This window comes from Pasteurella bettyae CCUG 2042 (assembly GCF_000262245.1).
In the GTDB taxonomy this organism is placed as follows: domain Bacteria; phylum Pseudomonadota; class Gammaproteobacteria; order Enterobacterales; family Pasteurellaceae; genus Basfia; species Basfia bettyae.
Map to the genome: position 1 here is coordinate 78,259 of NZ_AJSX01000040.1, position 23,915 is coordinate 102,173.

General features: G+C 38.7%; 24 protein-coding genes. 23 read left to right on the forward strand and 1 reads right to left on the reverse strand.

The window, feature by feature from the left end:
- Window positions 1-20 precede the first annotated feature (20 nt).
- The 11 genes from HMPREF1052_RS08650 to HMPREF1052_RS08695 all read left to right on the forward strand — a co-directional run bounded on the left by HMPREF1052_RS08650 (window position 21) and on the right by HMPREF1052_RS08695 (window position 4,602).
- Window positions 21-1,193, forward strand: coding sequence for an AAA family ATPase (locus HMPREF1052_RS08650; RefSeq protein WP_040596491.1), 1,173 nt, complete (start codon window positions 21-23; stop codon window positions 1,191-1,193).
- Window positions 1,194-1,201: 8 nt separating this feature from the next.
- The gene (locus HMPREF1052_RS08655; protein WP_005640647.1) at window positions 1,202-1,405 is read left to right on the forward strand and encodes a hypothetical protein; all 204 of its coding nucleotides are present in this window, start codon (window positions 1,202-1,204) and stop codon (window positions 1,403-1,405) included.
- The gene (locus tag HMPREF1052_RS08660; protein WP_005761405.1) at window positions 1,398-1,631 is read left to right on the forward strand and encodes a hypothetical protein; all 234 of its coding nucleotides are present in this window, start codon (window positions 1,398-1,400) and stop codon (window positions 1,629-1,631) included. Before HMPREF1052_RS08655 ends, HMPREF1052_RS08660 begins: the two co-directional genes overlap by 8 nt.
- Window positions 1,624-2,148: a host-nuclease inhibitor Gam family protein gene (locus HMPREF1052_RS08665; RefSeq protein WP_005761292.1), complete on the forward strand. Its 525-nt coding sequence runs from the start codon at window positions 1,624-1,626 to the stop codon at window positions 2,146-2,148. Before HMPREF1052_RS08660 ends, HMPREF1052_RS08665 begins: the two co-directional genes overlap by 8 nt.
- Window positions 2,145-2,366, forward strand: a complete 222-nt coding sequence (locus HMPREF1052_RS08670) for an ANR family transcriptional regulator (RefSeq protein WP_005761345.1) — start codon at window positions 2,145-2,147, stop codon at window positions 2,364-2,366. Before HMPREF1052_RS08665 ends, HMPREF1052_RS08670 begins: the two co-directional genes overlap by 4 nt.
- On the forward strand, window positions 2,363-2,521 hold the full coding sequence (locus HMPREF1052_RS11405; RefSeq protein WP_005761406.1) for a hypothetical protein: 159 nt from the start codon (window positions 2,363-2,365) through the stop codon (window positions 2,519-2,521). The genes HMPREF1052_RS08670 and HMPREF1052_RS11405 overlap by 4 nt, the downstream gene beginning before the upstream one ends.
- A 50-nt stretch (window positions 2,522-2,571) precedes the next feature.
- Entirely contained in the window at window positions 2,572-3,048 is a 477-nt protein-coding gene (locus HMPREF1052_RS08675) for a hypothetical protein (protein ID WP_005761337.1), read from the forward strand.
- Window positions 3,024-3,398, forward strand: a complete 375-nt coding sequence (locus tag HMPREF1052_RS08680) for a hypothetical protein (protein ID WP_005761262.1) — start codon at window positions 3,024-3,026, stop codon at window positions 3,396-3,398. Before HMPREF1052_RS08675 ends, HMPREF1052_RS08680 begins: the two co-directional genes overlap by 25 nt.
- Window positions 3,395-3,781, forward strand: a complete 387-nt coding sequence (locus HMPREF1052_RS08685) for a regulatory protein GemA (protein ID WP_005761278.1) — start codon at window positions 3,395-3,397, stop codon at window positions 3,779-3,781. Before HMPREF1052_RS08680 ends, HMPREF1052_RS08685 begins: the two co-directional genes overlap by 4 nt.
- The gene (locus HMPREF1052_RS08690) at window positions 3,781-4,158 is read left to right on the forward strand and encodes a Mor transcription activator family protein (RefSeq protein ID WP_005761315.1); all 378 of its coding nucleotides are present in this window, start codon (window positions 3,781-3,783) and stop codon (window positions 4,156-4,158) included. Before HMPREF1052_RS08685 ends, HMPREF1052_RS08690 begins: the two co-directional genes overlap by 1 nt.
- Window positions 4,159-4,332: 174 nt before the next feature.
- Entirely contained in the window at window positions 4,333-4,602 is a 270-nt protein-coding gene (locus HMPREF1052_RS08695) for a pyridoxal-phosphate dependent enzyme (RefSeq protein ID WP_005761396.1), read from the forward strand.
- Between the two features lie 61 nt (window positions 4,603-4,663).
- Here the strand turns inward: HMPREF1052_RS08695 and HMPREF1052_RS08700 are convergent, their stop codons facing one another.
- Complete coding sequence (locus HMPREF1052_RS08700) at window positions 4,664-5,371, reverse strand: tRNA1(Val) (adenine(37)-N6)-methyltransferase (RefSeq protein WP_040596514.1); 708 nt, start codon at window positions 5,369-5,371, stop codon at window positions 4,664-4,666.
- A gap of 189 nt (window positions 5,372-5,560) precedes the next feature.
- Between HMPREF1052_RS08700 and secE the strand changes: the two genes are divergently transcribed.
- From secE to HMPREF1052_RS08760, 12 genes are all read left to right on the forward strand, one after another.
- Entirely contained in the window at window positions 5,561-5,974 is a 414-nt protein-coding gene (gene secE / locus HMPREF1052_RS08705) for a preprotein translocase subunit SecE (RefSeq protein WP_005761393.1), read from the forward strand.
- 1 nt (window position 5,975) lies between these two features.
- Complete coding sequence (gene nusG / locus HMPREF1052_RS08710) at window positions 5,976-6,530, forward strand: transcription termination/antitermination protein NusG (protein WP_005761323.1); 555 nt, start codon at window positions 5,976-5,978, stop codon at window positions 6,528-6,530.
- Window positions 6,531-6,707: 177 nt separating this feature from the next.
- Entirely contained in the window at window positions 6,708-7,136 is a 429-nt protein-coding gene (rplK, locus tag HMPREF1052_RS08715) for a 50S ribosomal protein L11 (protein WP_005761367.1), read from the forward strand.
- Window positions 7,137-7,139: 3 nt separating this feature from the next.
- Window positions 7,140-7,829, forward strand: coding sequence for a 50S ribosomal protein L1 (rplA, locus tag HMPREF1052_RS08720; RefSeq protein ID WP_005761354.1), 690 nt, complete (start codon window positions 7,140-7,142; stop codon window positions 7,827-7,829).
- Between the two features lie 277 nt (window positions 7,830-8,106).
- Window positions 8,107-8,598, forward strand: a complete 492-nt coding sequence (rplJ, locus tag HMPREF1052_RS08725) for a 50S ribosomal protein L10 (protein WP_005761285.1) — start codon at window positions 8,107-8,109, stop codon at window positions 8,596-8,598.
- 57 nt (window positions 8,599-8,655) lie between these two features.
- Complete coding sequence (gene rplL, locus HMPREF1052_RS08730) at window positions 8,656-9,024, forward strand: 50S ribosomal protein L7/L12 (protein ID WP_005761370.1); 369 nt, start codon at window positions 8,656-8,658, stop codon at window positions 9,022-9,024.
- A 412-nt stretch (window positions 9,025-9,436) separates the two neighbouring features.
- Window positions 9,437-13,465 (forward strand): DNA-directed RNA polymerase subunit beta, encoded by a 4,029-nt coding sequence (gene rpoB, locus HMPREF1052_RS08735; protein WP_005761303.1) that lies wholly within the window; start codon window positions 9,437-9,439, stop codon window positions 13,463-13,465.
- Between the two features lie 101 nt (window positions 13,466-13,566).
- A complete protein-coding gene (rpoC, locus tag HMPREF1052_RS08740; protein WP_005761268.1) occupies window positions 13,567-17,826 on the forward strand; it encodes a DNA-directed RNA polymerase subunit beta' in 4,260 nt (1,419 codons plus the stop codon).
- 197 nt (window positions 17,827-18,023) lie between these two features.
- Window positions 18,024-21,470 (forward strand): transcription-repair coupling factor, encoded by a 3,447-nt coding sequence (gene mfd / locus HMPREF1052_RS08745; RefSeq protein ID WP_005761343.1) that lies wholly within the window; start codon window positions 18,024-18,026, stop codon window positions 21,468-21,470.
- A gap of 240 nt (window positions 21,471-21,710) precedes the next feature.
- Window positions 21,711-22,295, forward strand: coding sequence for a D-sedoheptulose 7-phosphate isomerase (gene lpcA / locus HMPREF1052_RS08750; protein WP_005761407.1), 585 nt, complete (start codon window positions 21,711-21,713; stop codon window positions 22,293-22,295).
- Between the two features lie 150 nt (window positions 22,296-22,445).
- A complete protein-coding gene (gene artP / locus HMPREF1052_RS08755) occupies window positions 22,446-23,177 on the forward strand; it encodes an arginine ABC transporter ATP-binding protein ArtP (protein WP_005761277.1) in 732 nt (243 codons plus the stop codon).
- Between the two features lie 14 nt (window positions 23,178-23,191).
- On the forward strand, window positions 23,192-23,914 hold the full coding sequence (locus HMPREF1052_RS08760) for an arginine ABC transporter substrate-binding protein (protein ID WP_005761395.1): 723 nt from the start codon (window positions 23,192-23,194) through the stop codon (window positions 23,912-23,914).
- Window position 23,915 lies beyond the last annotated feature (1 nt).

The window sequence follows — 23,915 nt, forward strand, 5'->3', positions numbered from 1 at the left end:
ACTTATTGAAGGAGCATTTTATGCTGAAACTAAAACAGGTACTGATTGACAAGGGCGTGAGCTTAAGGCAGTTGGCACAGATGATGAATGTGTCGCCTGCGACCATTTCTCAGTTGATAAACCATAATCAACGGGTCCGGGAGTGGGCGGCATTTGAGAAGAGTTTAATAGCGTCTTTGCAAAAGATTGGGATAAACCAACCGCTTGCAACGCTATTGAGACAGGAAGCGACAGGGGAAAGTTTGGTGACCGAGCCTGCCGCTTCCGCCCTTAAAACCAAACGAGAAATTAAGGACGAGATTATGTTACTCGCAAAACAGGCTTTATTTCCAGCCACTAAGAAACATTTTTTATTACCGATTGACCCTTTTTCCGTCGATATTCGCTCGGCTGATGAAGTTTTCGCCACCAGCGACATTCGTTATGTGCGGGAGTCGCTTTATCAAACCGCCAAGCACGGTGGTTTTATGGCGGTGGTGGGTGAAAGTGGTGCAGGTAAATCGACCTTGCGCCGTGATTTGATTGACCGCATTCGTGCCGAAAACGCCCCGATTGCGGTGATTGAGCCTTACATCATCGCAATGGAAGACAACGACATCAAGGGCAAAACGCTCAAAGCAGCCCATATTGCCGAAGCGATTATTTCCACCCTTGCCCCACTGCAAAGCGTGAAACGTTCACCTGAAGCACGTTTCCGCCAGTTACACCAAGTGTTGAAAGAAAGCTGTAAATCGGGCTATTCGAACGTGCTCATCATCGAAGAAGCGCACTCCTTGCCAATTCCGACGCTTAAACACTTGAAACGCTTTTTTGAGTTGGAAGATGGCTTTAAAAAGCTGATTTCCATTGTGTTGATTGGTCAGCCTGAGTTAAAGCTGAAACTTTCCGAACGCAACACCAAAGTCCGCGAAGTGATGCAACGCTGTGAAGTAGTGGAACTCGCGCCCCTTGATGCAGAGTTGGAAAACTATGTGGCGTTCCGCTTGGCTAAAGTGGGCAAAAAACTCAGCGATATTTTTGAAGAAGACGCGTTTTTAGCAGTGCGGCAACGCTTAACGGCGGTGGGCAGAAACAAAACTACCACTAGTTTGCTTTATCCGCTCGCAGTAAACAACTTGCTCACGGCAGCGATGAACTTGGCAGAAAGTTTAGGCGTGCCGAAAGTGAACGGCGATGTGGTGATGCAGGTTTAGGGGGCGATATGAGAAAAACAACCTTAATTTTGACCGCATTTTTGTTGGCTGGCTGTGATGACGGAATGATACAAAAGCAAACGTGGGCGTATGCCGAGCTTTGTATCAGCGGTGTAGTTTACCTCCGCTCGCCCAACGGCAGCCTAACCCCAAAAATTAACGCAGATTTTTATCCTTATACTTGCCAAAAAGGAGTAACAAACAATGGCTAAAATAAAACCTATTACTAGTAAAGATCCTGAAAATTTCCTGATTTGCTGTAAAGCCTTAGCAAAAGCACTCGTAGATGACCGAGATGGCATTACACAGGCGTTATTTGGCGGTATCACACATTTTAATGGTTCAGTAAATGACAATGAAACGATACTGGAAGCCGTGTTAGGCAAGAAATGCGGAAAAATCAAACTCACAATCAGTAAGGAATTAAAAAATGGCTAAACGCGCAACAAGAGTAAAAAGCGAAGTACAAGAAATTGCCTTGCAAACCCAAGATGAAGTGGCGCTGGCGATTAAACAAATTGGTGATTTGGAGCGTGAGCAGGTGAGATTGACCACCCTGCAAGCGGATGAGAAAGCGGCGGTTGATGAAAAATATACGGCAGAATTGACCGCTCTTAAAGAGCAGGTGAAGCCATTACAAAAGGCGGTACAAGCGTTTTGTGAAAGTCGTCGTTTAGAACTCACTAACAGAGGCAAACAGAAGACGGCTTACTTTACCACCGGCGAAGTACAATGGCGTGCCAAACCGCCTGCAGTGGTTGCCAAAGGCATTGACGGCATTTTAGAAAGCCTGCGCAATTTGGGGCTGTTTCGCTTTATTCGCACGAAAGAAGAGCTCAATAAGGAAGCGATGCTTGCCGAGCCTGATATTGCACGCTCTATTTCGGGCGTAACTATTCGAGAAGGCGTGGAAGAGTTTGTGATTAAGCCGAATGATGAAGAGGTGCGGAAATGAGTCGAAGACCAAAGATCGACCGCGATGTGCTAGAAGAAGCCTATCGCGAAGCAACAGAAGTCGCAGCAGAAATGGAGCGTTCTGGCAATTATGCCCGAGCTAGTGAATTGTGGGGAGAAGCAGCAAAGCAAGCGGTAACACTCAAACAACGTGAGTGGTGCAACACGCGCAAAATCTACTGCAAAACATGGCAAGGTAAACGGGAGAAAAAACAATGATTTCCACACTAGACGCCTTAAAAATGCAACTTCGCCAAGCGATTATTCAGCTGGAACAGGCAGAGAAATCGCTGGATAAAGAACAAATGGAATACGCCAAAGTGTATGTAAGTAATGCGAAGGGGATTTTGATGAAACTCGGCATTACTTTTTAAGATAAATCAAACCGCCTTCGGGCGGTTTTCTTGTATTAGGAGAACCGAAAATGAAAGTGAAATGTAGTGCGTGCGGAGCGTTGCATTCGTTGGATGCGTTAATTGCCAATCAAGCAGCGAGCGAGGCGCTAAATGCGGCATTGATGGTGAGTGGTGAACTAGGTGAGGCGTTGATTCGCTATTTGGGGCTGTTCCGCCCTGCCAAAAGTTCGCTCACCTTTGACCGTGTTGCTACGTTATTGAGCGAGCTTACACCGATGATTCAGGCAGGCAAAATTAAGCGTGATGGCGTGGAATGTGATGCCCCTGTGGAGGCGTGGATTTATGCGATCAATCAGATGATGGCAAATCGGTCGGCATTGAAATTACCGATGAAGTCGCACGGTTATTTGTTGGAAATTATTGCGAGCCATAAGCCTGCTGGCACATCGGTGGTGCAAAATTCCGAGCAAAATCGCCCGCTTGCAAGCAATAAAATGAACGCAATTAAAGGAGCGTTGGAATGGGGCAAAACAATCAATGGCTAAAGCCCGTACTGGCGCAAGGTGTAGCAATGTTGTTGCTGTTACGTCTGAAAAATTCACCGACGGAAGAGGTAATTCAGCCTACGTTGGAAGCGTGGTATCAGGTAATTACTTATAAAAAGTCGTGGGATATGGAGTTGGATAAAGTGCGGTTTGAGACGGCATTTATGACACTTGGTCAGACTTGCGATTGGTTTCCTACGCCAAAACAACTGCTAGAGGCCTTGCCAAGCCGTGAATATCCTGAACTCCCGCCACCACCGCCGAAAAGTGCGGAAGAAATGGCACAGGAAAAGGCGCAAGTGGAAAGTAATTTACAAAGATTGAAAGCAATTTTAAGGGGTAAACGATGAGAAAACGATTATTGCAGCTGGTGCATATTGGGAAAAGCCAGTTGGGAATGGACGATGAGACGTATCGAAGTCTATTATCTCAACAATTCTACCAAAATTCTGCAAAAAATATAAGCTATTCAGAGCTAGTGAAACTGGTCAAAATATTGCAACAAAAAGGTGCGAAAATTCGCTTGCCGCGTGATACACCGAAACTTTCAGCCGTTCAGCGGAAATTGTGGGCGGTTTGGAAAGCGACAGCCGATGAAAGCACGTCTGCAGCGTTAAATGCGTTTGTGGTTCGCTATTATGCCGAGATTGCGGACTGGCGAGAACTCAATAGCGAGCAAACAGCGGCTATTATTGAGCAGTTAAAACAGTGGAAAAAACGAGTAGGTAAATAATGATTGATGCCAAATTTGACAATAATGACTTTCAAACCAAAGCCCCCGATTTATTGGCAGATTTGGCAAAATATACGGTAATGGCGGTGCGTGAATGTTACCCTGAAATGGACGCGGAAACCGCGGAAAATATCGGCATGATTGTGGCATTGAAGACGGGCTACAACTGGGGTGGTTTGAATGTGTATGTGCCGAAATCAATGTCGCTTTTTGCCTGTGAACGTGAAAAGCAGATTTTCAACGAGTTCACCGGCAATAATCACGCCTATCTTGCTAAGAAGTATGGTTTATCTTTGCAATGGATCTACAAAATAGTGAAACGTGTGCAGAAGGAAGAAATTGCCAAACGACAGTTTGATATGTTCGCTCAATCCTAAAAAAATAAACCCAGTGACCGTAAAAGTCGCTGGGTTTTCTTTTTCTCTATGTGTAACTCTATTTCATTTCGCCTTTTTCATTTCTTCCCACTTCATCCAAATTTTTCCCATTTATGTTGGATTATGTGTGAGGGTTATGTTGGGTGAGTTTATTCAGGATTTGTCGGGCGTGCGATGGAAAGACTAATTGATGGCTATTATACTATTAGCGATCAAGAAATGTATGATTTACTTAGTTTATTAAATAAAACAGAAAATATTAAGTTAGAGCCATCGGCATTATCAGCTATGGTAGGTGCTGTTCGTATGCAAAATAAAGAATATTTACAGCGGATGCAATTTTCTGAATCTCAATTAAAGAATGGGACTCATGTTGTTTGGGCAACTGGTGGTGGAATGGTTCCTGAGGATGAAATGAAAAAATATTTAAGTTTGGGAAACTAAAAATTTTCTAAAAACTAACCGCACGTTAGCTAAAATTGAGGAAAATAAGGTGTGGTTTTTATTAAAATTTTAAGTAAAACGCTTTAGTGAGCTGAATAAACTCCTCCGTATATTGATTTTGTTCATCATAAATAGTCAATTGACTCATTTTAGTTTCACAATGTTGCGGAGTAAAGGATAGTAGTAATCGATTTGGCTTTTTCCCTTTTTTCGTAATTACTTCACAACAAGCCGCACAATAAAGTGCGGTTTGTTTTTGTAAAATTTTTCCTTCTGTATAAGGTAATATAAAATGAATCAGTCCATTTTTATTTAATAAGTTATGACAATGTTCTAACCAACTAAGATGATTGAGTGTTGATGTATAACGGGCAGTCTTACGTTGTTGATCACGACAGTCTACACCTTGTTGAAAGTACGGCGGATTAGAAACAATAACATCAAATTTTTGTGAACAGGTTTTATCAAAGTGAATGAGATCTTGATGAATCACTTGAATTTTTTCATGCCAAGGTGAACTTTGAACATTTTCTATTGCTTGTAAATAAGCTGCTTTATCGATTTCAATTGCAGTAACTCGAGCATCTTGGGAGCTACGCTGAGCAAGCATAATTGCCACCAATCCAGTACCAGTCCCTACATCAAGAAATTGTGTTCCTGATAATTTTGCCCATGCGCCTAATAAAATCCCATCGGTACCGACCTTCATGGCACAATGATCATGATTGATATAAAATTGTTTAAAAGTGAAATCTGGTTTTTTCGTCATCATCCGGATTAGTTATTAAAAAGAGAAAAGATATTTTAAAAGATTATTGTCTGAGCGCCAAATTCTTATTTATTCCGTAAAAAATCTACTGTTAACTGCATAATTTAATATGAAAGATCAAAATTAAATGCTACAATCACGCGTTCAAAAAGATGTCCTAAATTTTTAAATTGGATTTATGAGTTAATTATGGCTTTAGAAATCGAGAAAAATAAGAAAAATGCTCCTGAACAAGTTGAGCAACAATCAAAAGGGTTAAATACTCTTTTATGGGTGGCTGTAGTTGTTGTAATTATCGCAGCGGCAATCGGTAATGTCTATTTAGCAGAACAATTTTCAACAGCAATCCGTGTGGTTGGTGTGGTTGTTTTATTAGCGGTTGCATTAGGTTTAGCTGCGTTAACCAGCCAAGGTAAAAAAGCATTAGCATTCTTCAGTGAGTCACGAACAGAATTAAGAAGAATCGTGTGGCCTACACGCCCAGAAGCAATGCAAACAACATTAATTGTGATTGGTGTTACGGTACTAACTTCACTAATTTTATGGGGATTCGATAGTATTATCGTATCAATCATTAATTTCTTAACAGATTTGAGATTCTAAGATGACAGAAACAGCTACACCTAAAAAACGTTGGTATGTGTTGCAAGCGTTTTCAGGCTTTGAAGGTCGTGTTGCAACCACATTACGTGAATATATCAAGCTAAACCAAATGGAAGATCAATTTGGCGAAGTATTAGTTCCAACTGAAGAAGTTGTTGAAAATGTTGCTGGTAAGCGCCGTAAAAGTGAACGTAAGTATTTCCCAGGCTATGTTTTGGTTGAAATGGAAATGAATGATGATACATGGCATTTAGTGCGTAGTGTTCCTCGTGTTATGGGCTTTATTGGTGGTACACCAGATAAACCAGCGCCAATTACAAAGCGTGAAGCTGATATGATTTTAAATCGCTTAGAACAAAATAGCGATAAGCCACGTCCAAAAACTACTTTTCAGCCTGGTGAAGAAGTTCGCGTTACTGAAGGTCCATTTGCAGACTTTAATGGTACGGTTGAGGAAGTTGATTACGAGAAAAGCCGTGTTAAAGTGTCAGTTTCAATTTTTGGTCGAGCAACGCCAGTTGAGCTTGAATTTGGTCAAGTTGAAAAAGCAAATTAATTTTGTGACGTACTATGTATGATATTTCATATAAAGTGCGGTGAAAAATTTTGGAGTTTTGAATATTCAAAGCTTGAAAAATAGGCAGTATTTAATTAAAATGCAGCCCTTTTTATACGAAAGTAAACAGGGGAGCTAGATTTCTAGCGATATTACCCATTCATTAAGGAAACTAAAATGGCAAAAAAAGTACAAGCCTACGTTAAGTTGCAAGTTGCAGCGGGTATGGCTAACCCATCACCACCAGTTGGTCCTGCATTAGGTCAACAAGGTGTGAATATCATGGAATTCTGTAAAGCATTCAACGCAAAAACTGAAAGCATTGAAAAAGGTTTACCAATTCCTGTAGTTATCACAGTTTACGCTGACCGTTCATTCACATTTGTGACTAAAACTCCTCCAGCAGCTGTATTATTGAAAAAAGCAGCAGGTGTTAAATCTGGTTCAGGTAAACCTAACAAAGATAAAGTGGGTAAAGTAACTCGTGACCAAGTTCGTCAAATTGCTGAAACTAAAGCAGCTGACATGACTGGTGCAACTATCGAAACTAAAATGAAATCTATTGAAGGTACTGCGCGTTCAATGGGTTTGGTAGTGGAGGACTAATCAATGGCTAAACTTACCAAACGTATGAAAGCAATCCAAGCTGGTGTTGATTCAACTAAAGCATATGAAATCAATGAAGCTATTGCAGTATTAAAACAATTTGCAACAGCTAAATTTGACGAAAGCGTAGATGTAGCGGTTAACTTAGGTATTGATCCTCGTAAATCAGACCAAAACGTTCGTGGTGCAACAGTGCTACCAAACGGTACAGGTCGTACAGTGCGTGTTGCGGTATTTACACAAGGTGCTAATGCAGATGCTGCTAAAGAAGCTGGTGCTGATTTAGTCGGTATGGAAGACTTAGCTGAACAAGTTAAGAAAGGTGAAATGAACTTCGATGTTGTTATTGCCTCTCCAGATGCAATGCGTGTTGTTGGTCAATTAGGTCAAGTATTAGGTCCACGTGGTTTAATGCCAAACCCTAAAGTTGGTACAGTAACTCCAAACGTTGCTGATGCAGTTAAAAATGCTAAATCAGGTCAGATCCGTTACCGTAATGATAAAAATGGTATCATCCATACTACTATCGGTAAAGCAAGTTTCTCAGCTGAAGCATTAACGCAAAACTTACAAGCGTTATTAGCAGCATTAAATAAAGCTAAACCAACGACAGCTAAAGGTATTTTCATCAAGAAAGTAAGCATCTCTACTACTATGGGTGCTGGCGTACAAGTTGATCAAAGCAGCTTATAATTTGCGTTAAACCTTTACAAAGGCATAGATTATACTTATAATTCTGTGCCTTATTTTGCGAAAGTTCGCAAAACAATTTTCTGGTTGGTGCTTGACCTTATTCAAGCCCCGTCCAAGACCGTAGGGGAATGTAGTCGTTCTTAATTATCCTACGTAGATGGTGAACAGACAGAGTAAGAAATTTTCTGCTTCTGTACACCGAAGTCGTCCTAATATGCAGTTTATATTAGGTAATTTAATTCTGAGAAATCAGAGTGTATTCAGGAGCTAAAAGCCAATGGCATTAAATCTTCAAGACAAACAAGCAATTGTTGCTGAAGTAAATGAAGCAGCCAAAGGTGCCCTTTCAGCAGTAATCGCAGATTCTCGCGGTGTGACTGTTGATAAAATGACTGAGTTACGTAAAACAGCTCGTGAAGCTGGCGTTTCAATGCGCGTTGTTCGTAATACTTTATTACGTCGTGCAGTTGAAGGTACAGAATTCGAATGTTTAAAAGATGCGTTTACTGGTCCAACACTTATCGCATTCTCTAACGAACACCCAGGTGCAGCAGCACGTTTATTATCTGCGTTCGCTAAAGAAAACGATTTGTTTGAAATTAAAGGTGCAGCCTTTGAAGGTAAAATCCAAGATGTTAATTTCTTGGCTACATTACCAACTTACGACGAAGCGATTGCACGTTTAATGGGTACAATGAAAGAAGCTGCGGCTGGCAAACTTGTACGCACTATTGCGGCATTACGCGACAAATTACAAGAAGCTGCTTAATTTTTAATAAGCACTTCTTAACTCGTTTAACTTTATTTACATTAGGAATTGATTGTCATGTCATTAACTAACGAACAAATCATTGAAGCAATTGCTTCTAAATCAGTGTCAGAAATCGTTGAATTAATTACAGCGATGGAAGAAAAATTCGGTGTTTCAGCAGCAGCATTAGCAGCAGCTCCAGCAGCAGGCGGCGCAGCAGCAGAAGAAGAAAAAACTGAATTCAACGTAGTTCTTAAAGCAGCTGGTGCTAACAAAGTTGCTGTAATCAAAGCAGTACGTGGTGCAACAGGCTTAGGCTTAAAAGAAGCTAAAGACTTAGTTGAATCAGCTCCAGCTAACTTAAAAGAAGGCGTTTCTAAAGAAGAAGCTGAAGCATTGAAAAAAGAATTAGAAGAAGCTGGCGCAGAAGTAGAAATCAAATAATTTTTGATTTAGCTTTTTGCCTGATTTCAGGTCTAGATAAGCCCCGATGGAGACATTGGGGCTCATTTTTTAATATATTTGCTTCTGCAAAAAAATCTGGTTTTTTATTGATAAAAATTAACCAAACCGTTATAATTAACGACCATTTAAAAAATGATGCTGATAATGAAATATTATCGGCATTTTGTGTTCTCTTAAAAACACAAAATCACCGTTTGATTGCAAAAAAATTAAGCTAAATTAAGCTGTTAGCTTAATGCAATCCGCTCATCAGAAGTAAGGTTCAGAGTGCGGTATCTAGCAAACGGATCAAAACATTGATATAAAATTTTCTGGATTTAGACCGCACTTTTTTTGTGTGGTGGAAATTTTGTGTCAAATCGGTCTCACTAAAAATTACAGAGGAAAACCAATGGGTTACTCCTATACTGAGAAAAAACGTATCCGTAAAGACTTTGGTAAACGTCCACAAGTTTTGAACGTACCTTATTTATTAACAATTCAATTAGATTCTTTTGAAAAATTTATTCAAAGAGATCCTGAAGGTCAGCAAGGTTTAGAAGCTGCATTTCGTTCAGTTTTTCCTATCGTCAGTAATAACGGTAGTACTGAATTACAATATGTGAGCTATAAACTTGGTGAGCCTGTATTTGATGTTCGTGAATGCCAAATTCGTGGCACAACATATGCGGCACCATTGCGTGTTAATTTGCGTTTAGTAAGTTATGATCGTGATGCTGCACCTGGTACCATTAAAGATATTAAAGAACAAGATGTTTATATGGGTGAAATCCCATTAATGACAGATAATGGTACCTTTGTGATCAATGGTACTGAGCGAGTTATCGTATCACAATTACATCGTAGTCCTGGTGTATTCTTTGATTCTGACAAAGGTAAAACCCACTCTTCTGGTAAAGTGCTTTATAACGCACGTATCATTCCTTATCGTGGTTCTTGGTTAGACTTTGAATTTGATCCGAAAGATAACTTATTTGCTCGTATCGACCGTCGTCGTAAATTACCTGCAACTATTATTTTACGTGCTTTAGGCTATACGACTGAAGAAATTTTAGATTTATTCTTCGAAAAAATTTCATTTGAAATTCAAGATAACAAATTATTAATGGCATTAGTGCCTGAGCGTTTACGTGGTGAAACCGCATCATTTGATATTGAAGCAAATGGTAAAGTTTATGTAGAACGTGGTCGCCGTATTACTGCGCGTCATATTCGTGCATTAGAAAAAGATAATGTTACGCAAATTGATGTGCCAACTGAATATATCGTTGGTAAAGTATCTGCTAAAGATTATGTTGATTTAGAATCAGGTGAATTGATTTGCCCTGCTAATATGGAGATTTCTTTAGAAATTTTAGCAAAATTAGCACAAGCTGGTTATACATCAATCGAAACATTATTCACGAATGATTTAGATTTTGGTCCGTACATTTCTGAAACTTTACGTGTGGATCCATCTAATGACCGCTTAAGTGCACTAGTTGAAATCTATCGTATGATGCGTCCTGGTGAACCACCTACGAAAGAAGCTGCAGAAGCATTATTTGATAACTTATTCTTCTCTCAAGAACGTTATGATTTATCTGCGGTAGGTCGCATGAAATTTAATCGCTCTTTAGATATTGATGAAGTTGCTGGATCCGGCGTGTTAAGTAAAGAAGATATCGTAAGTGTGATGAAAAAACTTATTGATATTCGTAATGGTCGTGGAGAAGTGGATGATATAGACCATTTAGGTAACCGTCGTATTCGTTCTGTTGGTGAAATGGCAGAGAACCAATTCCGTATTGGTTTAGTTCGTGTTGAACGAGCAGTTAAAGAACGTCTATCTTTAGGTGATTTAGATGCAATTACACCGCAAGATTTAATCAATGCGAAACCTGTTTCAGCTGCTGTGAAAGAATTCTTTGGTTCTTCACAACTTTCACAATTCATGGATCAAAATAACCCATTATCAGAAGTAACACATAAACGTCGTATTTCTGCATTAGGTCCAGGTGGTTTAACACGTGAGCGTGCTGGTTTTGAAGTTCGAGATGTACACCCAACTCATTATGGTCGTGTGTGTCCAATCGAAACGCCTGAAGGTCCAAATATTGGTTTGATTAACTCACTTTCTGTGTATGCGCGTACCAATAACTATGGTTTCTTAGAAACACCATATCGTAAAGTGGTGAATGGCCAAGTTACAGAAGAAATTGAGTATTTGTCTGCAATTGAAGAAGGTAACTATGTAATTGCACAGGCAAATTCAAGTTTAGATGATGAGCTTCGTTTTACTGATGCGTTTGTTACTTGTCGTGGTGAACATGGTGAGTCAGGTTTATACCGACCAGAAGAAATCCATTATATGGACGTTTCTCCACAACAGGTTGTGTCTGTTGCCGCGGCGTTAATTCCGTTCTTAGAACATGACGATGCTAACCGTGCGTTAATGGGTGCGAACATGCAACGTCAAGCAGTTCCAACATTACGTTCGGATAAACCATTAGTTGGTACTGGTATGGAAAAACCAATTGCACTTGACTCAGGTGTAGCGGTTGTTGCTAAACGTGGTGGTACTATTCAGTATGTTGATGCTTCACGTATTGTAGTTAAAGTTAATGAAGACGAAACTATCCCAGGTGAAGCAGGTATTGATATTTATAACTTAATTAAATATACCCGTTCAAACCAAAATACTTGTATCAACCAAATTCCTTGTGTGAACTTGGGTGAGCCGATTGGACGTGGGGAAGTACTTGCTGATGGACCATCAACAGACTTAGGTGAACTTGCACTTGGTCAAAATATCCGCGTAGCATTCATGCCTTGGAATGGTTATAACTTTGAAGACTCAATGTTAGTGTCAGAACGTGTTGTACAACAAGACCGTTTTACCACCATTCATATTCAAGAATTATCCTGTGTAGCTCGTGATACTAAACTTGGTGCAGAAGAAATTACCGCAGATATTCCAAATGTGGGAGAAACTGCATTAAGCAAACTTGATGAATCAGGTATTGTGTATGTAGGCGCTGAAGTAAAAGGTGGGGATATCCTTGTAGGTAAAGTCACGCCTAAAGGTGAAACACAATTAACACCAGAAGAAAAATTATTACGTGCAATCTTTGGTGAAAAAGCATCTGATGTAAAAGATTCTTCGTTACGTGTACCAAATAGTGTTTCAGGTACAGTTATTGATGTTCAAGTGTTTACTCGTGATGGCGTAGAAAAAGATAAACGCGCGCTAGAAATCGAAGAAATGCAATTAAAAGAAGCGAAGAAAGACATTGCTGAAGAGTTAGAAATCTTAGAAGCTGGTTTGTTCTCTCGTGTTCGCAATCTTTTAATTGATAGCGGCATTGATGCTAAAAGCTTAGATAATATGGCTCGTGTACAATGGTTAGAACAATCATTATCAGATGAAGCTAAACAAAATCAATTAGAACAACTTGCAGAACAATACGAAGAATTACGTAAAGACTTCGAACATAAATTAGAAGTTAAACGTGGCAAGATCATTCAAGGTGATGATTTAGCACCAGGTGTATTAAAAGTTGTTAAAGTGTATCTTGCGGTGAAACGTCGTATTCAACCAGGGGATAAAATGGCAGGGCGTCATGGTAACAAAGGGGTTATCTCAAAAATTAATCCTGTTGAAGACATGCCATACGATGAGAATGGTCAACCAGTTGAAATCGTATTAAACCCATTGGGTGTACCTTCTCGTATGAATATCGGTCAGATCCTAGAAACTCACTTAGGTTTAGCTGCTAAAGGTATCGGTGAACAAATTAACCGTATGCTGAAAGAAAAACAAGAGATTGAGAAACTTCGTGGATACATCCAAAAAGCATATGACTTAGGTGGCGGTTCACAAAAAGTTGATTTAAATACCTTCACAGATGAAGAAGTAATGCGTTTAGCACAAAACTTACGTAAAGGTATGCCTCTCGCAACACCAGTATTTGATGGTGCAGAAGAGCAAGAAATTAAAGGCTTATTAGAATTAGGTGGCTTGCCGACTTCAGGTCAAATTACCTTATATGATGGCTGTACAGGTGAAAAATTTGAACGTCCTGTAACTGTTGGTTACATGTACATGCTCAAATTAAATCACTTAGTTGATGACAAAATGCATGCTCGTTCAACTGGCTCTTATAGTCTTGTTACACAACAACCATTGGGTGGTAAAGCACAATTCGGTGGTCAACGTTTCGGTGAGATGGAGGTATGGGCATTAGAAGCATATGGTGCTGCATATACATTACAAGAAATGTTAACTGTAAAATCCGATGATGTGAACGGCCGTACGAAGATGTATAAGAACATTGTGAGCGGTACTCACCAAATGGATCCAGGTACTCCAGAATCCTTCAATGTAATCATGAAAGAGATTCGTTCATTGGGTATCAATATTGACTTAGATGAAGATTAATTCACCTCTAAATCAATAAGTGAAAGTAAGTGCAAGTGCGGTAAAAATTTCTTAATTTTCTACCGCACTTGAATAAGTTTAACTCCGACAGGAGCAAATCTGTGAAAGACTTAGTTAAGTTCTTAAAAGCACAATCAAAAACTTCAGAAGATTTTGATGTGATTAAAATTGGTTTAGCATCACCAGATATGATTCGTTCATGGTCTTTTGGTGAGGTTAAAAAACCAGAAACTATCAACTACCGTACATTCAAACCTGAACGTGACGGGCTTTTCTGTGCACGTATTTTCGGGCCAGTAAAAGACTATGAATGTTTATGTGGTAAATATAAACGTCTAAAACATCGTGGTGTAATTTGTGAAAAATGTGGCGTTGAAGTCACTCAAACCAAAGTACGTCGTGAACGTATGGGACATATTGAATTAGCTTCACCCGTAGCTCATATTTGGTTCTTAAAATCACTTCCATCCCGTATCGGTTTATTATTAGATATGCCGTTACGTGATATTGAGCGTGTTTTATATTTTGAATCATATATTGTTATCGAACCAGGGATGACTGATCTTGAAAAAGGTCAATTATTAACTGAAGAACAGTTCATGGATGCCGAAGATCGTTGGGCAGATGAATTCGATGCAAAAATGGGTGCCGAAGCAATCCAAGCATTATTACGTGACATGGATTTAGCACATGAATGTGAAACATTACGTGAAGAATTACAAGAAACCAATTCTGAAACTAAACGTAAAAAAATCACTAAACGCTTAAAATTATTAGAAGCATTTTTACAATCTGGTAATAAACCAGAATGGATGGTGATGACTGTATTACCAGTATTACCACCAGATTTACGTCCATTAGTACCATTAGATGGTGGTCGTTTTGCAACTTCTGATTTAAATGACTTATATCGTCGTGTAATTAACCGTAATAACCGTTTAAAACGTTTATTAGACTTGGTTGCACCAGATATTATCGTACGTAATGAAAAACGTATGTTACAAGAATCTGTAGATGCATTATTAGATAATGGTCGCCGTGGTCGTGCGATTACAGGTTCTAACCGTCGTCCATTAAAATCTTTGGCTGATATGATCAAAGGTAAACAAGGTCGTTTCCGTCAAAACTTGCTTGGTAAACGTGTTGACTATTCAGGTCGTTCAGTAATCACTGTAGGTCCATACTTACATCTACATCAATGTGGTTTACCGAAAAAAATGGCATTGGAATTATTCCGCCCATTTATTTATGCTAAATTAGAAAGCCGTGGTTTCGCTTCAACCATTAAAGCTGCGAAGAAGATGGTGGAGCGTGAAGATGCTATCGTATGGGATATCTTAGCTGAAGTTATCCGCGAACATCCAATTTTATTAAACCGTGCACCAACACTTCACCGTTTAGGTATTCAAGCGTTTGAACCTATCCTAATCGAAGGTAAAGCAATGCAATTACACCCACTTGTTTGTGCGGCGTTTAATGCGGACTTCGATGGTGACCAAATGGCGGTTCACGTACCATTAACACTTGAAGCTCAATTAGAAGCTCGTGCGTTAATGATGTCAACTAATAACGTATTATCTCCTGCAAATGGTGATCCAATCATCGTTCCATCACAAGACGTGGTATTAGGTATCTACTACATGACACGTGAAAAAGTGAATGGCCGTGGTGAAGGTATGTTATTACAAGACCCACGTGAAGCAGAAAAAGCTTATCGTACATGTCGTGCAGAATTACATTCACGTGTAAAAGTTCGTATTACTGAATATGTGAAAAATGCAGCAGGTGAGTTTGAATCTCAAACAACCTTAACGGATACCACTATTGGTCGTGCAATCTTATGGATGATCGCACCAAAAGGTATGCCATTTAGTTTATTCAACCAAACTCTTGGTAAGAAAGCGATTTCTAAATTAATCAACGAATGTTACCGTCGTTTAGGTGTGAAAGCGAGTGTTATGTTTGCTGACCAAATTATGTATACTGGTTTCGCCTATGCTGCTCGTTCAGGTTCATCAGTTGGTATTGATGATATGGTTATCCCAGAGAAGAAATATGAAATTATTTCTGCTGCGGAAGCTGAAGTCGCTGAAATTCAAGAACAGTTCCAATCTGGTTTGGTAACTGCTGGTGAACGTTATAATAAAGTGATCGATATTTGGGCAACAGCTAATGAACGCGTTGCAAAAGCCATGATGGAAAATCTTTCTACGGAAGAAGTTATCAACCGTGAAGGCAATCCAGAAAAACAAGCATCATTTAATAGCATCTTTATGATGGCAGACTCTGGTGCTCGTGGTTCTGCAGCTCAGATTCGTCAGCTAGCTGGTATGCGTGGTTTGATGGCTCGTCCAGATGGTTCAATCATTGAAACACCAATTACTGCAAACTTCCGTGAAGGTTTGAACGTTCTTCAGTACTTTATTTCAACCCACGGTGCTCGTAAAGGTTTGGCGGATACCGCATTAAAAACAGCGAACTCAGGTTACTTAACTCGTCGTTTAGTTGACGTTGCACAAGACTTAGTGATTATTGAAGATGACTGTGGTACACACGAAGGTATTGTGATGACTCCACTCATCGAAGGTGGTGATGAAAAAGTTTCACTTCGTGAATTAGTATTAGGTCGTGTGGCAGCAGAAGACATTTTAAAACCAGGTACAGAAGAAGTATTGATCCCTCGTAACACTTTATTAGATGAAAAAGTGTGTGACATCCTTGACGATAATTCAGTGGATAGTGTGAAAGTACGTTCTGTTGTAACCTGTGATACAGATTTTGGTGTCTGTGCGAAATGTTATGGTCGTGACTTAGCTCGTGGTCACTTGATTAACCAAGGTGAAGCGGTAGGTGTTATTGCTGCACAATCAATCGGTGAACCAGGTACTCAGTTAACCATGCGTACATTCCACATCGGTGGTGCAGCATCTGCAGCAGCAAAAGAATCAGGTATCCAAGTTAAAACAACAGGTACTGTACATTTAACTAATGCTAAATTTGTTACTAATACTGAAGGTAAATTAGTATTAACTTCTCGTAACACAGAATTAACAGTAACAGATACTTTTGGTCGTACCAAAGAGCATTATAAAGTCCCTTATGGTGCGATATTAACCAAAGGCGATGAAGCTCAGGTGAGTGCAGGAGAAACCATTGCAAGTTGGGATCCACATACTATGCCAGTTGTTTCTGAAGTTGCTGGTTTTGTGAAATTTGTTGATATTGTTGATGGTTTAACGGTTACTCGTCAAACTGATGAATTAACAGGTTTATCTTCTATTGTGGTACAAGACGTGGGTGAACGTGCAACGGCAGGTAAGGATTTACGTCCAGCAATCAAATTAGTTGATGCGAAAGGTAATGACATTATCGTTCCTGAAATTGAAGTCGCTGCACAATACTTCTTACCAGGTAAAGCAATTGTAACTTTAGATGATGGTGCTGAAATTCATGTAGGTGAGCCATTAGCTCGTATTCCACAAGAATCTGTAGGTACGAAAGATATTACTGGTGGTCTTCCACGTGTTGCTGATTTATTCGAAGCTCGTAAACCTAAAGAGCCTGCAATTCTTGCAGAAATCACAGGTATCGTATCATTCGGTAAAGAAACGAAAGGTAAACGTCGTCTTGTAATCACCCCAACTGAAGGTGAAGCATACGAGGAAATGATTCCTAAATGGCGTCAATTGAACGTATTCGAAGGCGAAATGGTTCAGCGTGGTGATGTGATTTCTGATGGTGCAGAAACACCACATGATATCTTACGCTTACGTGGTGTTCGTGCAGTAACTGAGTATATTGTGAATGAGGTTCAAGATGTTTACCGCTTACAAGGGGTAAAAATCAATGATAAACACATCGAAGTTATCGTACGTCAAATGTTACGTAAATGTGTGATCACTAAAGCTTATGATTCAGAATTCTTAGAAGGCGAACAAGCTGAAGTAGCACGTGTGAAAATTGTGAACCGTAAACGTGCAGAAGAAGGTAAACCATTAGTAGAGTTCGAACGCGAATTACTCGGTATTACTAAAGCTTCATTAGCAACTGAGTCATTTATCTCAGCCGCATCGTTCCAAGAAACCACTCGTGTGTTAACTGAAGCTGCGGTTGCAGGTAAACGTGACGAATTACGTGGCTTAAAAGAAAATGTAATCGTTGGTCGTTTAATCCCAGCAGGTACAGGTTTTGCATACCATCAGAATCGTGTGAAAAACCGTAATCTTGTGCAATCAGAAGAAGTTGCAGTAAAATTCTCGGCAGCAGATGAAGCTGAAATTGAAGCAGAATTTAATATTGTAGCTGAAGATCCAACTGCAAGTTTAGCTGAAATGTTAAATATGGCAGATGAAGCAGAATAAGCACTAGATTAGTGAATTAAATTTAAAACCCTTAATGTAAAAACATTAAGGGTTTTTTATTGGAAATTTTCTAAAATTTCACCGCAGTTTTAGGATTAATTAGATTAATAGCCCTCGCTAATTTAAATAACTGCTATAATGTTTTATATCGCTAAGATTCAATAATTATTTTGGCAGAGACCAAGTGACGGATAAAGATGACACAAACCTATTTCAATTTAGATATCCCTTCTCAAGCAAATGATCATAAAATTATTGGTAATGTGATAGCAGGTTCAGACAGTTTAGCTATTGCAGAAATTGCCAGTGAGCATAAAGGTCTCACACTAGTGGTCACTAACGATACTAAAAGTGCGGTAAAATTAGAGAAAATTTTACAGGATATTAGCCCTCATGAAGTGCGTTATTTCCCTGACTGGGAAACCTTGCCTTATGATAGTTTTTCACCTCATCAAGACATTATTTCTACTCGTTTAAGTACCTTATTTTACTTACAAAATGCAAAACAAGGGATCGTGCTATTGCCAATGACCACTTTGATGCAACGAGTGTGCCCTCCAAGTTATTTGCAACATAATGTCTTATTAATTAAAAAAGGTGATCGTTTAGTTATTGATAAATTACGTCTGCAATTAGAGAATGCAGGTTATCGTGCTGTAGAACAAGTATTGGAGCATGGCGAATATGCTGTTCGAGGTGCTTTACTTGATTTATTTCCAATGGGAAGCAATGAACCTTATCGTTTAGATTTCTTTGATGATGAAATTGATACCATTCGTACCTTTGATGTGGATACGCAGCGGACTATCGCAGATATTAATTCTATTAATTTATTACCTGCACATGAATTTCCAACAGATGATAAGAGTATTGAATTCTTTCGTAGCCAATTCCGTGAAACTTTTGGTGAAATCCGTCGTGATCCAGAACATATTTATCAACAAGTGAGTAAAGGCACTCTAGTCTCTGGCATTGAATATTGGCAGCCACTTTTCTTTGAAGAAATGGCGACTTTATTTGATTATTTACCTGCGAATACATTATTTGTGGATATGGAACAAACCCAAATCCAAGCAGAACGTTTTTATCAAGATGCTAGCCAGCGTTTTGAAAGTCGTCGCGTGGATCCTATGCGCCCATTGTTACCACCAGAGCGTTTATGGTTACGAATTAATGAAATCAATAAAGCTTTAAAAAATTATCCTCGTATAAGCTTTAAAGTTGAAAAAGTGCGGTCATCTGCGAGACAAAAAAATCTATCCGTACAAGCGTTACCTGAATTACAGATCCAATCACAACAAAAAGAACCTTTACAAAACCTTCGTCAGTTTATTGAGAGATTCAAAGGACATATTGTCTTTTCTGTGGAAACAGAAGGCCGTCGTGAGACTTTATTAGATTTATTATCACCAATTAAATTACGTCCGCAGCAGATAGAAAATCTCTCGCAAATAGAAGGATTAAATTACAGTTTACAAATTAGTTCATTAGATAATGGTTTTATTATTGAAAGTGAAAATAATGAAGCTATTGCGATTATTTGTGAGACAGAGTTATTAGGTGAACGAGTTCAACAACGTAGTCGTGATAAACGTAAATCGGTGAATCCAGATACCCTGATTCGTAATTTGGCGGAACTCAAAATTGGTCAAGCGGTTGTTCATCTAGAACATGGTGTGGGTCGCTATGGTGGATTAGTGAGCTTAGAAAATGGGGGCATTAAAGCGGAGTACTTACTACTGACTTATGCGAATGAAGCAAAATTATATGTCCCCGTTGCTTCATTACATTTAATTAGTCGTTATGTAGGTGGTTCAGATGAAACTGCACCACTGCATAAATTAGGCAGTGATGCATGGGTGAAAGCTCGTCATAAAGCGGCTGAAAAAATTCGTGATGTGGCAGCAGAATTGTTAGATGTTTATGCTCAACGAGAAGCACAGAAAGGTTTTTCTTTTAAATATGATCGTGATGAATTTATGCAATTTTCTGCAACTTTTCCATTTGAAGAGACTTATGATCAAGAACTCGCAATTAATGCAGTTATTTCTGATATGTGTCAACCAAAAGCCATGGATCGTTTAGTTTGTGGCGATGTGGGATTTGGTAAAACTGAAGTAGCGATGCGAGCCGCATTTTTATCTGTCATGAATCATAAGCAAGTAGCGGTATTGGTACCTACAACCTTACTTGCTCAACAGCATTATGAAAATTTCCGTGATCGTTTTGCTAATTTGCCTGTGAATGTGGAAATGGTTTCACGTTTTAGAACGGCAAAAGAACAAAAGCAAATTTTAATCGATTTAGCTGAAGGTAAAGTGGATATCTTAATAGGTACACATAAGCTGATTCAGTCCGATGTAAGATTCAAAGATTTAGGATTGCTAGTGATCGATGAAGAACATCGTTTTGGTGTACGTCAGAAAGAAAAAATTAAACAATTACGTGCGAATATCGATATTCTTACGTTAACAGCAACCCCCATTCCTCGTACTTTAAATATGGCGATGAATGGTATTCGTGATTTATCTATTATTTCAACGCCACCTGCGCGCCGACTTACGATTAAAACTTTTGTACGTCAGAATGATGATTTGGTGGTACGTGAGGCTATCCTGCGTGAAATTTTACGTGGTGGACAGGTATATTATTTACACAATGATGTGGCAACTATCGATCGTTGTGCAGAAAAATTAGCTGAGCTTGTCCCTGAAGCTCGAATAGTGGTAGGGCATGGTCAAATGCACGAACGTGAGCTAGAGCGTGTGATGACGGATTTTTATCATCAACGTTTTAACGTATTAGTTTGCTCAACCATTATTGAAACTGGGATTGATGTACCTACCGCCAATACGATTATTATTGAACGGGCGGATAATTTTGGTTTAGCGCAATTGCATCAATTACGTGGACGTGTTGGTCGTTCACATCATCAAGCTTATGCTTATTTATTGACTCCACCGCCGAAATTAATGACTAAAGATGCTCAGAAACGTCTAGAGGCGTTAGAAAGTTTAGATAATCTCGGAGCTGGCTTTATTCTTGCTACTCATGATTTAGAAATTCGTGGTGCAGGAGAATTATTAGGCAGTGAACAAAGTGGACAAATTGAAAGTATTGGTTTCTCTTTGTATATGGAATTGCTAGAAAGTGCAGTGAAGGCGATGAAAGAAGGGCGTGAGCCATCTTTAGATGAACTAACTCAACAGCAAGTAGAAATTGATTTACGTATGCCAGCATTATTACCTGAAGATTACTTGGGAGATGTAAATATGCGTTTATCTTTTTATAAACGTATTGCAGGTGCGGAAAATAAAGCTTCCTTAGATGAATTAAAAGTAGAATTAATCGATCGCTTTGGTTTATTACCTGAAGCAACAAAAAATTTAATGCAAATTGCCGAGCTACGTCTTATGGCAAAACAGCTGGGTATTATTCGTATAGATGGTACTTTACATGGTGGCTTTATTGAGTTTTCACCTACTGCAGATTTGGATCCGATAAAATTCCTTAATCTGATTAAACAACAGCCAGCGGTGTTTAAATTTGATGGGCCTACTAAGTTCAGATTTACTTGCAATTTAGAAGAAAATACTAAACGCCTTGAGTTTATAAGCCAGTTGGTTGAGTCCTTACTAAACTAAACATAAGTAAAAGTGCGGTATTAAAATATTTATTTTTGAATATTGGTTATATCAATCACCCTAATTGAATGCACAATTGGTTATGTGAGTTGTGAATACTTTTTACAATAATTATTGTCTAAATGTTACTTGATTGGATATTTGGCATAGATTAAATAGATATGATGTTATACAATCAATCTTACGACTTTTAACTAAAGTACGTTGATTTTTTACGTATTTTCAAAGAGGAACATATTCATGTACTTAGATCAAATTAAAGCTGAATTAAATGAAGCAGCAGATGTATTAGATAAATTCATTAAAGATGAAAATAATATCAAATTAATTCAAGAAGCAGCGTTAATTTTAGCGAATAGCTTCAAACAAGGAGGAAAAGTACTCTCTTGTGGTAATGGTGGTTCACATTGTGATGCAATGCATTTTGCAGAAGAATTAACGGGTCGTTATCGTGAAAATCGCCCAGGTTATCCTGCTATCGCAATTTCAGATGTGAGTCATTTAAGTTGTGTAAGTAATGACTTTGGCTATGACTATGTGTTCTCCCGCTATGTTGAGGCTGTAGGGCAAAAAGGTGATGTGCTATTTGGTTTATCTACTTCAGGTAATTCAAAAAATATCTTAAATGCAATTAAAGCAGCTAAAGAAAAGGGCATGAAAGTTATTGCGATGACGGGTAAAGATGGCGGTAAAATGGCGGGTCTTGCGGATGTTGAGATTCGTGTACCTCATTTCCGTTATGCAGACCGAATTCAGGAAGTGCATATTAAAGTGATTCATATTTTAATGATGTTAGTTGAATTTGAAATGGCTAAAGAAGCTTAACTATTTATAGTTTGTATAAAGTGCGGTTAGAATTTTAGAAATTTTAACCGCACTTTTTTTATTCGTTATTCTCACAAATATAATTGCATAATTATGCAAAAAATATTAATATTATTTCAATATTTGGCAAATATAGAGATTGTATTAAAAATGACCCTTAGTGTTAAAAACTTAAATTTCTTTTATGGATCATCTCAAGCGTTATTTGATATCAATTTAACCGCTGAAGATGGCGATACTGTAGTTTTGCTTGGACCTAGTGGTGCAGGTAAAAGTACGTTAATTCGTACCTTTAATTTACTTGAAATACCACAATCAGGTGAATTAAATGTCACGGGTAACCAATTTGATTTATCACAAACTGCTGATGCAAAAAAAATGCGTCAGTTACGTCAGGATGTTGGAATGGTGTTCCAACAATATAATTTATGGCCACATTTTACTGTGGTGGAAAACCTCATTGAAGCACCAATGAAAGTGCTTGGTTTAAGCGAATCAGAAGCTAAGAAAGAAGCGATGGAATTATTAGTTCGTTTACGCTTAGAAGAACACGCAGATCGTTTTCCACTACAGCTTTCAGGTGGTCAGCAGCAACGTGTAGCAATTGCTCGAGCTCTCATGATGAAACCAAAGGTTTTGTTATTTGATGAGCCAACAGCGGCGTTAGACCCTGAGATTACTGCACAAGTCGTTGCGATTATTCAAGAATTACAGGAAACTGGCATAACTCAAGTGATCGTAACTCACGAAGTTGGTGTAGCACGTAAAGTGGCAACTAAAGTGGTTTATATGGAAAGTGGTCGTATTGTGGAAATGGGGAATGCAAGTTGTTTTGAAAACCCAAAGACAGAAGAATTTAGACAATATCTGTCACATGACTAATAAAGGTGAACACAATGAAAAAATTACTTTTAGCAACACTTTTTGCAAGTACAACATTTGCCACACAAGCACAAGATATTACTTTTGCCTGTGAACCATCATATCCACCCTTTGAATTAACTAATGCAAATGGTGAAATCGTAGGTTTTGATGTGGATATCGCACAAGCAGTTTGTAAACAAATTAATGCAAATTGTACTTTTAAGAATCAATCATTTGATGCCTTAATTCCAAGCTTAAAAGCAAAACGCTTTGACGCTGCGATGTCTGCGATTGATATTACTGAATCTCGTGCAAAACAAGTATTATTCTCTGATCCTTACTATGATAGTTCTGCAAGTTTCATTGCAGTGAAAGGTAAAGCCGATCTTAATACAGCAAAAAATATTGGTGTTCAAAATGGTACTACATTCCAACAATATGTTGTTGCTGAAGCGCCTCAATACACGCCAAAATCTTACGCTTCATTACAAGATGCGATCTTAGACTTAAAAAATGGTCGTATTGATATTATGTTTGGTGATACTGCAGTATTAGCGGATATGTTAGCAAAAGAACCTGAGTTAGCATTTGTTGGCGATAAAGTCACTAACAAAAAATACTTTGGTAATGGATTAGGTATTGCCGTGCATAAAAGCGATAAAGCTTTAGTTGATAGCTTAAATAAAGGGTTATCTGCAATTAAAGCAAGTGGCGAATACCAAAAAATTTATGATAAATGGATGACAGCTAAATAAG